Source organism: Exiguobacterium sp. RIT594 (assembly GCF_003339585.1).
GTDB lineage: Bacteria > Bacillota > Bacilli > Exiguobacteriales > Exiguobacteriaceae > Exiguobacterium_A.
In genome coordinates this window covers 180,853-193,154 of the sequence record NZ_QPKF01000002.1, presented here as the reverse complement: position 1 = coordinate 193,154, position 12,302 = coordinate 180,853, and the positions used below count along the sequence as shown (strand labels likewise).

Sequence of the window (12,302 nt, the reverse complement as noted above, 5' to 3'; positions counted from 1 at the left end):
AATTAAATTTCTTTTTGAATCAGACCCCGTTGATACGTAGCGATGCGTCGATAATCCGTTTCCAGGACACGTGCCAAACTGATGAAGATCGGCAGTAACTGACGGTATTCGTGCATTGCTTCCTCATTTGGCACATGGCGATGTGTATCGCCGATCATGTCTGCTGCCACTTCGAACGAATCGACTTCCCCTGTCGCATACAATCCGAGAATACAGGCCCCGAGACATGAACTTTCAAAACTTTCCGGAATGACGACTTCCGATTCGAAAATATCCGCCATCATTTGACGCCACACTTCAGAACGGGCGAACCCCCCGGTTGCCTGAATCCGTGTGACCGGACCATCCATACATTCGATTAACGCCAGGAAGACAGTGTACAAGTTATAAATGACACCTTCGAGGGCGGCCCGAATCATATGTTCCTTTTTGTGTGACAGCGTCAAGCCGAAGAAAGAACCGCTGACATCCGGATTCCAAAGCGGAGCCCGTTCGCCTGACAAATACGGGTGGAACAGTAAACCGTCTGATCCGGGACGGACGCGTTCGGCGATTTTCGTCAGGACGGCATATGGATCAATACCAAGACGTTTCGCGGTCTCGACTTCCGCCGAGGCCAGTTCGTCACGAATCCAGCGTAAGACCATGCCGCCGTTATTGACCGGTCCACCGATGACCCAATGGTTCTCGGTTAAGGCGTAACAGAAGATCCGGCCTTTTTCATCCGTTTGCGGACGGTCGATGATCGTCCGGATTGCGCCGCTCGTTCCGATCGTAATGGCGATTTCGCCTTTCCGGATCGCGTTAACCCCGAGATTCGACAGGACGCCGTCGCTTGCCCCGATCAGGAACGGTGTAGAAGGATCTAGGCCAATTTGTTTGGCGTATTCCGGTGCTAAATCGGTAAAGGACGTTGTCGTCGAAACCGGTCGCGACAATTTGGTTGCATCGATGCCTGCGACCTGTAACGCTTCCGCATCCCAGTCGAGATCATGGATGTTGAATAAACCGGTCGCTGAAGCGAGTGAATGGTCGATGACGTATTGTCCAAACAGACGCTGGAAGACAAATTCCTTGATGCCGATGTATTTTTTCGTCCGCGCGGCAATGTCCGGATGTTCTTCGACGAGCCAGCAAATCTTACTGAGCGGCGACATCGGATGGACCGGAGTTCCGGTGCGGTGATAAATCGAGTAACCGTACTGTTCCTTGATTCGGTTCGACCAGACTTCGCTCCGGCTGTCGGCCCACGTGATGCAGGCGGTCAGCGGTTGATCGTGTTCATCTATCGCAATCAAGCTGTGCATCGCACTGCTGAAGGCGACGAACTTCGGTTGCTCGGTCGGATGTTGTTTCGTCATCAACCGGATGCTTTCGAGCACGGCATGGAAAATCTCTTCCGGATCCTGCTCCGCCGTCGAGCGATTCGGCGTGTGCAGCGGATAACCGACATTCGTTTGTCCGACGACTTCCCCTTTTGTCGTAAAGAGTACGGCTTTGGTGCTCGTCGTCCCGATATCAATCCCTAGCATGTGTTCAGTCATGTGGTTCGACTCCTTTCGTCATCAGTTGTTGCGATTTCCATAAATCCTCAACCTCTTGCACATCATCGAAGTTCTGATGCAGCGAAGCAATCATTCGTTTGCGGTCGCCGGTCTCGATTGCTTCGATGTAGAGTGCATGGTTCTCGAGAATCCGGTCAAAATCTTCGATATCGTCTTCGATTCGTTGACGCATCGACAGCAGGATGAAGCTTTCCATGACAGGTTTGAGATTCTGCCACATCATGCTGACGTATCCGTGGTCAATTGACCGGATAATTGTTTCATGGAACAGAACATCCTGATAGGAAAATTCATCTGCGTCTTTGTATTTGACGGCAATTTTCATCATTTCGAGCACCTTGCTCAGTTCACGAACCAGGTCCTTTCGATCCATCTTAACGATCCGCTCGAAGACGAACGTCTCGATTAACAGACGGACATCGTAAATTTCCTGGATGTCTTGTTTGGACAGTCCGACGACAACGGCGCCCATCCGTTCCAGCCGGATGATGCGTTCTGACGCCAACACCTTCAGGGCATCCCGGACAGGAGATCGGCTGACGGAAAAATCAGCAGCCAGTTTGTTTTCGGATAGGACCGTACCGCTCTCGATCTTGCCGGAAATGATCCGCATCCGCAGTTCATGGGCGACACGATCACCGGCGGATGCTTTTGATAACCATTTAATCGGGTATAAAAGATCAGACATAAAAAACACCCTCTTTGTCGAATAAGTATACTTGTATACAAGTAGTATAAACGAGGAAAACTAAAATGCAAGCGCTTTAATTAAATTGTCATCTTTATCAAAATTACGACTTTTCGATGTGATAGGCTAGAGAACGAAAGCGTAGAACAGATCGTAAGACATCAGTCAGATGGAGGGATAAAATGAAAATTTTAGTAGTCGGTGCCGGTGCCGTCGGTGGTTATTTCGGGGCACGATTGGCGGAAAAAGGGGAAGACGTCACATTTTTAGTCCGTGAACGCCGGTTTGAGGAATTGCGTGCGGGACTTCATGTCAAGAGTCTTCATGGAGATATTACCTGTTCTCCGCGTCTGATCCGGACCGGAGAAAAAGGAACGTTTGATGTCATTCTTTTATCGACCAAGGCCTATCATCTGGAGCAGGTGTTAGAGGACATCGAACCGTTCGTCGCAACCGATACATATATTTTGCCGTTGCTAAACGGAATGGCCCATTTAAAGCAACTGAAGCAACACTTCGGAGCGGAACGTGTGCTGGGCGGACTCTGTTTCATCGAATCAACGCTTGATGGAAAAGGACACATCGTACAGACGAGTCCGTCCCACCATCTGTTATTTGGTCCATTGCCGGGAACGCGGACAGACCGCTTGGAAGAATTGAAACAGCATTTGACCGGAACAGCGGCTCCGATCAACTATTCAGATACGATTACCCGCGATATGTGGAATAAGTATCTGTTCATCACGACGTTTTCCGGTGTGACGTCACTTTTCCGTTCAGCGATTGGTCCGATCCGTTCGCAGGAGGAAGGGATGGCGATGATGCGCCGCCTGGCAACGGAGGCTAAAGCGGCGATGGAACGTCAAGGTGCTGTGTTCAGTGATGGGATTGAACAGATTCAACAGCAACAGATCGCACAAATGGCTGAAACGATGAAATCCTCTTTACAACGCGATATGGAGAAAGGTAATGAAGTCGAGTCAGCTCATTTGTTCGGCACCCTTCTTTCGAAAGAGGAAGCGACACAAGTGATGTTACCGGCGGTTTATGCGAATCTCGAAATTTATCGTATGTTGAGAAAAGACGTTTAACTAGTTGTTATATAGGGAATAAGTGTTAGGTTGTACTAGTGACTGAATAACTTCATAATCCACAATAATGTGTAATTTTCAGCTATTCGTTGACTTGCTGAATTGCATTCAACTATTCTTGAGAAGACAAGATGGTTAAAAACCAAAATATATTTTTATATTATTTAAAATGAGAACAGAAGTGAGAGGGGAATTATTTTACATGAAACGTATTATTATCCGTGCGGGTATGACACCGTTTGAACAGTTCGACGCAGAATATTTGATGAAGCATAACTCAATCGGAGGGAACGTCGGAAACCTGATTTATCAATACAGTATTTTCCGCACTTTGATGACAGAAGGCACGACGATTACACCAGATTACTACTACTATGAAGAAGAGCGTGCAGATGAAATCAATGCGAACTTCGATTTATATGTCATTCCACTCGCTGATGCATTCCGTAAAGAATTCGTCCCGACACTTCGTAAATATACAAAATTGATTAAAAAACTAAAGATTCCGGTCGTCGTCATCGGTGTCGGTTTACGCGCACCGTTTGAAGCGAACTTAAACGACGGTTTCTCATTTGATGAAGACGTTAAAGCGTTTGTCAGTGCAGTTCTTGAGCGCTCAAGCATGCTTGGACTTCGCGGCGAAATCACATCAAAATATTTAACGCGTCTTGGTTTCCGCGAAGGAATCGATCACAAAGTCATCGGTTGCCCGTCGATGTATGCGTTCGGTCGTGATTTGAAAATTCGTGAAACGAACATCACAAAAGATTCAATGATCGGTGTCAACTCATCACGTCTTGCACCGCAAAACGTCCTTAACTTCATCACACGCGGAATGGAAGAGTACCCGAACCATTACTTCATCCCGCAATGGATGAAAGAGTTACGCTTGACGTACACAGGGACACATCCGATTGCTGACTTATCGGTCACGAACTATCCGGTCAAGATGTCGGATCCGACTTACATGAACGACCGTGTCCGTTTCTTCCTGAACGCACAGACATGGATCGACTTCTTGAAAGAAGCTGACTTCAGCTTCGGAGCACGTCTTCACGGTAACATCACGGCAACACTTGCCGGAACACCAAGTATCCTGATTCCGAAAGATGCACGGATGCGTGAATTAACGGATTATCACCAATTGACACACATCTGGGCAAATGACATCACAGACAGCACACGCTTGTCGGATGTGATTGAGTCGGCTGACTTCCAAAGCCCGACACGTGTTCAAGCACGTAACTTCGATAACTTCGTTGATTTCTTGAACACAAATGATTTAGAGCATATCTACAAAGAAACGAACTATCCGGAGAACGTTCCGTTTGATCGCGAAATGGCCAAAGCAGAGTTGCTCCCGGTCGTTAAACCGATCACAGGAATCAGTATCGAAGAAGCCGTTTCACGTTTTGAATCATACTTCCCGGCAGAAGAGCAAAAAATCGTGGCAGCTCAAAAACGCGATAAAGCGAAAATGGCTGAAAAAGATAAGAAAATCAAATCGCTTCAAGGCAAGTTGAACAGTCAAACAAAAGAAATGAAGCATCAACAAGGCACATTGAACCGCAAAGCGGTTCGGATGGCATTGAAGACAGCTGATTTGTTTGCGAAGAAATAAGCGACAGACGTCTTATACCAATTTGGTATAAGGCGTTTTTTTTTACATGATAAATTCTGAATTGTGTTGACAATTCAAAACAGGGTTGGTACTGTTATGAAAAATTACATTCTTATCCAGAGAGGTGGAGGGACTGGCCCTTTGAAGCCTCAGCAACAGGTCGAAAGATACTGTGCTAATTCCTGCGGGTGTTGTACCCGATCGATAAGCTTCCTTTGATTGTCGACCGACGCACCCATGTATGTGGGTGCGTTTTTTTAGTTTAACGAGAAAAAGAGGAGTGTGGAGGAGTAATGAAAGAAGGAACGTTTCGTCGGAAAATGGAATCCCGGCATATCGTCATGTTGTCACTCGGCGGTGTCATCGGGACCGGATTATTTTTAAGTACAGGGTATACGCTCGAGCAGACAGGACGGGTCGGAACGATTTTATCGTACTTGGTCGGAGCGCTGGCCGTATATCTTGTCATGCTCTGTCTAGGGGAGCTGGCGGTACATATGCCGGAGACGGGTGCCTTTCACAGCTACGCCACAAAATATATTGGATCCGGAACAGGCTATACCGTCGCCTGGCTTTACTGGCTGACGTGGACGGTCGCGCTCGGTTCCGAATTTACGGCAGCCGGTTTATTGATGCAACGCTGGTTTCCGGATGTTCCGGTCTGGCTGTTCAGTGCTTTATTCGTCGTCATGATTTTAGGCATCAATGTCTTGACGGTCCGCTTGTTCGCGGAAGTTGAATTTTGGTTTTCTGCCGTCAAGGTGCTGACGATTTTAGTGTTCATCGTCTTAGGAACAGCAGCAATCGTCGGGTTCTTGCCCCTTGCGGATGGCTCACAAGCACCGCTTCTCGCTCCGTTGACGGAGGGGGGCCTGTTTCCGAACGGAGCGTTCGCCATCTTGATGACGATGCTCGCCGTTAACTTTGCCTATTCCGGAACAGAGTTAATCGGGATTGCAGCAGGTGAGGCGGTCGATCCGAAACGGACGGTTCCGCTCGCCATTCGAACGACCGTCTTCCGGCTCGTCTTATTTTTTGTCGGGACGATCATTGTGCTCGCAATTCTGTTACCAAACGATTCAAAAGGAGTGCTTGAAAGTCCATTCGTTGCTGTGTTTGAACGGATCGGTCTTCCGTTTGCAGCAGACATCATGAACTTCGTCATCCTGACCGCGATTTTATCGGCAGCGAACTCCGGTCTGTACGCCGCATCACGGATGCTTTGGTCTTTATCCGATCAACGGATGATTACGCCGTTCTTTTCTAAATTAAATGCGAGCGGAGTGCCGACACGTGCCGTTCTCTTCAGTATGCTCGGCGGTCTGCTTGCCCTGTTCTCCAGCGTCTATGCACCGGGTTCCGTCTACATTGCGCTCGTCTCGATCTCGGGACTGGCAGTCGTCGTTGTCTGGATGAGCATCAGCGCCTCACAGTTCATGTTCCGTAAGCGTTATCTGCAAGAGGGGCATGATCTAAACGATTTGGTTTACCGGACACCCTGGTATCCGGTTGTACCGATTCTGTCGTTTTTAATGTGTTTGGCTTCATTGATCGGAATCGCCTTTGATCCGACGCAACGGGTCGCCCTCTATTTCGGGGTTCCGTTTATTGCGGTCTGTTATATTGTTCATCATCTGACGAAAACATCATGGAAACGGAGTGTGGAAGATGTCAAAGAACAACAATCCAGTTGAACGACTGTTAAAAGAAAAACCCTATATTTTATTGGACGGAGCACTGGCGACGGAACTTGAACGCCATGGGAGAAATCTCGATGATCCGCTTTGGTCGGCCCGGGTACTGCTTGAAGAACCGGAACAGATTCACCGCGTCCATGCGGATTATTTTAAAATCGGGGCGGATTGCGCCATCACGTCCAGCTACCAAGCGAGTGTCGCCGGCTTCAGCAGCCGGGGGATTAAAGAAGAGGAAGCGATCGAACTGATGAAACAAACGGTCTATCTGGCACAGCAGGCGCGTGCGGAAACCGGACCGGCAGCGGATCACGCTTTGATTGCGGGATCGATTGGTCCTTACGGTGCCTATCTCTCGGACGGATCCGAATACATCGGTCATTACGGAGTCGACGATGCGCAACTTGAAGCTTTCCACCGTCCTCGTCTGGAAGCGTTAATCGCGGCAGGGGCGGACGTGTTGGCATTTGAGACGATTCCCTCCTTGCAGGAAGCGAAAGTGCTGTTCCGGCTGCTCGAGGAGTTTCCGGAACAATCGGCCTGGCTTGCCTTTTCCCTGCGTGACGCAACACACATCAGTGAAGGAACACCGTTGAGTGAATGTATCGAAGCGTTAGGAGATCATCCGCAACTGGCGGCGATCGGCGCGAACTGTTTTCCGGCATCGATTGCGACAGAGTTCATCATGACATTAAAACAACTGACCGATGTACCGATTATCGTCTATCCGAATTCCGGTGAGCAGTATGATCCGGTCAGCAAGACCTGGTCCGGTGAAACAGTGTGTACGGCTTTCGAAGACATTGCTCCGGAATGGTATGCCGCAGGTGCCCGGTTAATCGGCGGATGTTGTCGGACGACACCGGAGCAGATTGAGCGGATTCAGCAAAAGGTGACAATCGGTTAACTGGAAGTCGTATCTAATGAAGGACAAAAAAAGAGAGCGGAATTTTGCATCCATCCTCTTTTTAGACTGATATTTCGTATTTTCAGAAACTCACCGTTCCCGTAATGCCTGATTAAACTGTTTCAGCAACCGACCGAACGATTCGGCATCTTCATCCGGCCAGTCATGTAATAACCGTTCGATGCTTGTTAAACGGGCTGTCCGGTAAATTTCGAGCTCTTGTTGACCGTAATCTGTGATGTTGTAAAAGAAGGCCCGGCCGTCTGTCGGGTCTTTTATTTTTTCGACTAATTTTTTCTGATCGAGCGCAGCCGCTTGCCGGCTGACGGTCGAGACGTCGAGTTGCAACTCTCGGGCAAGGGTTTTGACACCGACTTGACCGGAGTCGGATAACTGGCGCAAGAGTAAATAGGAAGCACGGTCCAGGTTCCGATTATCGGCCGTTGCCGTCGTCAAACGACGAATAAGAATCGCCAGTTCCAGTTCGATTGTTTCCAGGGATTGATTCGACATATTGTCACCTCTCATTAGCATTCATTGCCCTCATCATTACGCACGGGCTGTCCTCTGTCAATCAAAGGCAGGCTTCTTGACAGGGTTATAGTTGTATTATACAATCATAAATGTTATTTAATTGTATCGTGAAACTTGTTGGTATGAACTTATTTTATATTACAGCGTCTGATGAAGGAGAATTCTGATGAAAGCTTATCAATCGATGAAAGAAACCGTCATTACGGTCAATGAACAGGATACGATCCGGACGGTAGTAGAACGTTTTATTACATCCGGTATCAGTGGGGTTCCGGTCGTCAACGGAGAGAAGGAAGTCGTCGGCTATATCAGTGACGGCGATATCATGCGGGCCATCGGCAAACATAAAGACATCATTGTCGATACGTTTTTATATGTCGATGTCGTCAAAGGCGATGATGAAAACTATGAAGAGCGCGTCCGTCACATCCTGACACGTCCTGTCATGGACATGGCACGCCGGAAGGTCGTGACAGCGACGACAGAAACCGAGATGGAAGAAATTGCAGCGACACTCGGTTCAAAACGAATTAAAAAATTACCGATTCTAAAAGACGGCAAGCTCGTCGGAATCATCAGTCGCGGTGACGTCATCCGTCATTCGTTTAAACAGTTTATTTAAGAAAGAAGGATTTATATGGCTCTTGCGGAAAAAACAACGACACTTGCGCCTGAAACAGTTTTATCGGAAAGCAAGCATGGTTTACTGCATCAACCGATTGCTGTTTGGGCGGTATTCTTTGCCAGTATTACGGCATTCATGGGGATGGGGCTCGTCAATCCGGTTTTACCGACGATTGCCGAAAACCTCGAAGCATCGAAAAGTGAAGTGACACTCTTATTTACAAGCTACAACGCCGTCATGGCGTTTGCGATGCTGATCACCGGCGCAATTTCTTCACGGATCGGTCAAAAAGGAACATTGATGCTCGGGATTGCCGTCATTGCAACCGTTGCCGGTTTTGCGTCACAAGCTGACAGCATCTGGACACTCGTCGCGTTACGCGGCGGCTGGGGACTCGGAAATGCACTGTTCGTCGCGACAGCACTCGCAGCGATTGTCTCCTTGTCATCCGGCGGAACAGCGAAAGCAATCATCTTATATGAAGCGGCAGTCGGTCTCGGGATTTCAATCGGTCCATTGCTCGGTGGAACACTTGGTTCAATCACATGGCGTGCACCTTTTATGGGTGTTGCGACGATCATGGTCATCGCGTTTCTCGTGTTATTATTCCTGATGCCGAAACCAGTCGCAACCGCAACACCGGCGAAAAAGATTTCGTTGATTGCGCCGTTCCAGGCAATGAAACACCGGTCTTTACTGACGCTCGGTATCGTCGCCGCCTTGTATAATGTCGGATTCTTCACGATCATGGCCTATGCGCCGTTCGTCATGAAGCTCCCGGCAAAAGGACTCGGCTTCGTCTTCCTCGGTTGGGGAATGTTGCTTGCGTTGACATCCGTGTTAACCGCACCAAAATTAAAACAATGGCTCGGAACAATCAAAGCAATGGTACTGATGCTTCTCTTGTTCGCCGTCCTGTTGTTGTTAATGGGGATCTTTACCGAAACACCAGCTGTCGTCATCGTCTGTGTCATTCTTGCCGGGGCAGTACTCGGGAATAACAACACCTTGATTACGACGGCCGTCATGGATGCAGCACCGGTCGAACGTTCGACGGCATCCGCTGCATACAGTTTCTTACGTTTTCTCGGGGCAGCCATCGCGCCATTCATGGCCGGTAAATTGGCTGAAATCTATAATGCCAACCTGCCGTTTTATGTCGGTAGCGCGTTCGTCTTACTGTCTGTTGTCATCATCGGGGTCAATCTCAAACACATTCGTCACATCGATACAGCAGATAGCGGGCATTAAATTGAAACAGTAAACGAAACGTCCTTTCTTTCGCTAAATCAGCGGAAGCAGGGACGTTTTTTTGGGGAGCTTAGTATTTCGGATAGGTTGTTTCGAGAAAAGCGACCGAATGGACAATCAGTTCTCTTAAGACAAGCAGGTCGACATCTGCTAATTTAGTGATAGAGATGCAGCTTTTACCGCTCGTGTGTTTGCCGAGGCGCGCGAGGTACTGGTCCCGCTCAATACCAGTCGCAAGATAAAGGCTGATATTCGTCTTGCGCGGCGAAAACCCGACGAGAAACGAGTCGCCTTCGTGACCGGACGCATAACGGTAATGGTAATGTCCGCATCCGACGATGTTTTCTCCCCACATGACGGCCGGTTGCCCCGTCATTTCTTCGAAAATCTGGCGTAACTGTTCGCAGTCCGTTCGTTTCGTGACAGGTGTAATCTGACTTAAAAAGGCATCAACACTCTGATCTGTCGGCAACGTCTTTTGTGATGTACTCATCGGAAGTCTCCTTTCGTAAGAGGACAAACTATACCGGATTCGATATAAAACCATTCCCTGTCTGGCAGGCATTCATTCAAAAAGAGGTGATTTCGTTGAAACATATCATCCCGTTTACAGGATATGAGGAAACGCTGGCGTGGCACATCACGGAAGTGAATCAAGCGTCGGCTGTATTAAAAATCGAAGTTTGGCATCAGGCTAAAAAAATTCATCAGATGACGTTGTCGTTTGAAGAGTATGACCGGTTTGCCGGTGAGTTCCGGATGGTACACGAACGGTTTCCGGGAAGCGTTTCTTTTAAAAATAGTGAGTTTGTCTTTGAATTGATTTACGACCGGCTTGGGCATGTTCAAATCGAATGGTGTTTCGCCGGTGAATCGAAACACGTTCTGCCGTCCGATCAAAGTTACATCGGACAAGCCCTTGCTTTGATTGGTGTCTATACTTAAAAAGGGGCTGACTCAAAAGTCAGTCTCTACAAACAAAAGGGTGGCAGATTCTAATTCTGCCGCCCTTTTTTCGTTTAAACAGAAATCACTGTTTCATGCAATTCCTACAGGAAAGGGCGTGAAAAGACGAGAGATTCCTTTTTGAGTCAGTCTCTTTTCAGACATATGTTTTCAGGGCAAGACGCTTACACAATTCGATCGTTTCCGCATATTCCGACAGCGGAATCGACTCATCAATTTGATGCGCCAGTCTAAAATCGTGGAACGAAGCCACTGCAATCGGGAAGTTCCGGGCCGCCTGACTGAACATGGCACCGTCTGTCCCGCCAGGAATCGCGACACGTTGCGTTGGCTGCTTCCGGATGGATTCCATCGTTTCCGCGACGATCTGTAAGAACGGATCGTCACGGTCCGTCTCGCAGGAAGGAATGTCTTTGATGATTGTCACCTCCATCGAGAAGGTCTCATCTTGTTGAGACAGCCGTTGGTTGACGGCTTCGAGCGCCTGCAGGACCTGCTCCCGTCCAAAGCCCGGTATCGTTCGAATGTCCATATAAAAGGAAGCCCGACTCGGAATGACGTTCGGTCCTTCGCCGCCTGTGATCGACGTAATAGAAGCGACGACCGGACCGAGCTCCGGATGGCTGTGATCGGTAATCGTAAACCGGTCGGATTTGATTTCTCGAATCACACGATACAAATCATCGATGGCGTTTTGACCGAGCTGTGGCGAAGAGCTGTGAGCGCTTTTACCCGTACACGATATTTCGACGCCGACAACCCCTTTTTGCGCATAGCCGAGATAACCGCTTGTCGGTTCCGTAATCAACAGAGCGTCCAAATCATCGGCGTCACCACGGTCTGTTAAATGACGGGCACCGGTCATACCGTTTTCTTCATCCGATGTAATCAGCAATTTCAAGTGGTTCGGCAAGTCATCGTGTTGATTCAATTCGATCATCATACTGACCATCGCCATCACACCGGACTTCATGTCAGAAGCACCGCGTCCGTAGATCCGTCCGTCTTCGATTGCACCGCCGAACGGATCTTTTGTCCATTCACTGATTTTAACCGGTACCGTATCGAGGTGACCCGAGAAACCGATCGTTTTCGGGTGAACGGCAGTAGCACCGGCCTCAATCGTGGCGACGAGACAAACCCGTTTCGGTGACACCTCAATCCAGTCGGTTTTGACTCCGTGTGATGTCAGTAAATCATAGACGTACGCGGCCACGTTCTCTTCCCCGTCGAGTGGATTTGTGCTTGGAATTTGTAAACAACGCTGTAAATAAGTAATCGGTTCTGTAAGCATAGATTCTCCCCCTTTGTTTTACTTTTCCCGTTCAAAAGTAGTTCAGTGAGGTAAACTAATGGCCAA

The 12,302-nt window shown here is 48.5% G+C and carries 12 protein-coding genes and 1 riboswitch; of the genes, 7 read left to right on the top strand and 5 right to left on the bottom strand.

The window, feature by feature from the left end:
• Positions 1-2: 2 nt before the first annotated feature.
• Both gntK and DVG79_RS10840 read right to left on the bottom strand, forming a co-directional pair.
• Positions 3-1,544: a gluconokinase gene (gntK, locus tag DVG79_RS10845; protein ID WP_114596741.1), complete on the bottom strand. Its 1,542-nt coding sequence runs from the start codon at positions 1,542-1,544 to the stop codon at positions 3-5.
• Positions 1,537-2,253, bottom strand: coding sequence for a GntR family transcriptional regulator (locus tag DVG79_RS10840; RefSeq protein ID WP_114596740.1), 717 nt, complete (start codon positions 2,251-2,253; stop codon positions 1,537-1,539). Before DVG79_RS10840 ends, gntK begins: the two co-directional genes overlap by 8 nt.
• Positions 2,254-2,435: 182 nt before the next feature.
• On the opposite strand from DVG79_RS10840, the gene DVG79_RS10835 reads away from it, so the two are divergent.
• The 4 genes from DVG79_RS10835 to mmuM all read left to right on the top strand — a co-directional run bounded on the left by DVG79_RS10835 (position 2,436) and on the right by mmuM (position 7,566).
• On the top strand, positions 2,436-3,344 hold the full coding sequence (locus DVG79_RS10835) for a ketopantoate reductase family protein (protein ID WP_114596739.1): 909 nt from the start codon (positions 2,436-2,438) through the stop codon (positions 3,342-3,344).
• Positions 3,345-3,546: 202 nt separating this feature from the next.
• Complete coding sequence (locus DVG79_RS10830; protein WP_026827074.1) at positions 3,547-4,965, top strand: polysaccharide pyruvyl transferase family protein; 1,419 nt, start codon at positions 3,547-3,549, stop codon at positions 4,963-4,965.
• 109 nt (positions 4,966-5,074) lie between these two features.
• A riboswitch (SAM riboswitch) is annotated at positions 5,075-5,176 on the top strand.
• Between the two features lie 82 nt (positions 5,177-5,258).
• A complete protein-coding gene (locus DVG79_RS10825; RefSeq protein ID WP_114596738.1) occupies positions 5,259-6,659 on the top strand; it encodes an amino acid permease in 1,401 nt (466 codons plus the stop codon).
• Positions 6,634-7,566 carry a homocysteine S-methyltransferase gene (gene mmuM / locus DVG79_RS10820; RefSeq protein ID WP_114596737.1) on the top strand — a complete coding sequence of 311 codons (933 nt, stop codon included), beginning with the start codon at positions 6,634-6,636 and terminating at the stop codon, positions 7,564-7,566. The genes DVG79_RS10825 and mmuM overlap by 26 nt, the downstream gene beginning before the upstream one ends.
• Positions 7,567-7,656: 90 nt before the next feature.
• On the opposite strand, the gene DVG79_RS10815 is transcribed toward mmuM, so the two are convergent.
• Entirely contained in the window at positions 7,657-8,079 is a 423-nt protein-coding gene (locus tag DVG79_RS10815; RefSeq protein WP_114596736.1) for a MarR family winged helix-turn-helix transcriptional regulator, read from the bottom strand.
• A 187-nt stretch (positions 8,080-8,266) separates the two neighbouring features.
• On the opposite strand from DVG79_RS10815, the gene DVG79_RS10810 reads away from it, so the two are divergent.
• A complete protein-coding gene (locus DVG79_RS10810; protein ID WP_114596735.1) occupies positions 8,267-8,722 on the top strand; it encodes a CBS domain-containing protein in 456 nt (151 codons plus the stop codon).
• Between the two features lie 15 nt (positions 8,723-8,737).
• The gene (locus DVG79_RS10805) at positions 8,738-9,976 is read left to right on the top strand and encodes an MFS transporter (RefSeq protein ID WP_026827079.1); all 1,239 of its coding nucleotides are present in this window, start codon (positions 8,738-8,740) and stop codon (positions 9,974-9,976) included.
• A gap of 70 nt (positions 9,977-10,046) precedes the next feature.
• Here DVG79_RS10805 and DVG79_RS10800 read toward each other — a convergent pair whose 3' ends face one another.
• On the bottom strand, positions 10,047-10,469 hold the full coding sequence (locus DVG79_RS10800; protein ID WP_114596734.1) for a DUF1801 domain-containing protein: 423 nt from the start codon (positions 10,467-10,469) through the stop codon (positions 10,047-10,049).
• Between the two features lie 95 nt (positions 10,470-10,564).
• Between DVG79_RS10800 and DVG79_RS10795 the strand changes: the two genes are divergently transcribed.
• Entirely contained in the window at positions 10,565-10,921 is a 357-nt protein-coding gene (locus DVG79_RS10795; RefSeq protein ID WP_114596733.1) for a WapI family immunity protein, read from the top strand.
• Positions 10,922-11,078: 157 nt separating this feature from the next.
• Here DVG79_RS10795 and DVG79_RS10790 read toward each other — a convergent pair whose 3' ends face one another.
• Entirely contained in the window at positions 11,079-12,236 is a 1,158-nt protein-coding gene (locus DVG79_RS10790; RefSeq protein ID WP_114596732.1) for an ArgE/DapE family deacylase, read from the bottom strand.
• Positions 12,237-12,302: the final 66 nt, after the last annotated feature.

Coding starts and splice junctions, on each gene's coding strand:
- gntK (WP_114596741.1), bottom strand. CDS start 1,544: ATGACTGAACACATGCTAGGGATTGATATCGGGACGACGAGCACCAAA.
- DVG79_RS10840 (WP_114596740.1), bottom strand. CDS start 2,253: ATGTCTGATCTTTTATACCCGATTAAATGGTTATCAAAAGCATCCGCC.
- DVG79_RS10835 (WP_114596739.1), top strand. CDS start 2,436: ATGAAAATTTTAGTAGTCGGTGCCGGTGCCGTCGGTGGTTATTTCGGG.
- DVG79_RS10830 (WP_026827074.1), top strand. CDS start 3,547: ATGAAACGTATTATTATCCGTGCGGGTATGACACCGTTTGAACAGTTC.
- DVG79_RS10825 (WP_114596738.1), top strand. CDS start 5,259: ATGAAAGAAGGAACGTTTCGTCGGAAAATGGAATCCCGGCATATCGTC.
- mmuM (WP_114596737.1), top strand. CDS start 6,634: ATGTCAAAGAACAACAATCCAGTTGAACGACTGTTAAAAGAAAAACCC.
- DVG79_RS10815 (WP_114596736.1), bottom strand. CDS start 8,079: ATGTCGAATCAATCCCTGGAAACAATCGAACTGGAACTGGCGATTCTT.
- DVG79_RS10810 (WP_114596735.1), top strand. CDS start 8,267: ATGAAAGCTTATCAATCGATGAAAGAAACCGTCATTACGGTCAATGAA.
- DVG79_RS10805 (WP_026827079.1), top strand. CDS start 8,738: ATGGCTCTTGCGGAAAAAACAACGACACTTGCGCCTGAAACAGTTTTA.
- DVG79_RS10800 (WP_114596734.1), bottom strand. CDS start 10,469: ATGAGTACATCACAAAAGACGTTGCCGACAGATCAGAGTGTTGATGCC.
- DVG79_RS10790 (WP_114596732.1), bottom strand. CDS start 12,236: ATGCTTACAGAACCGATTACTTATTTACAGCGTTGTTTACAAATTCCA.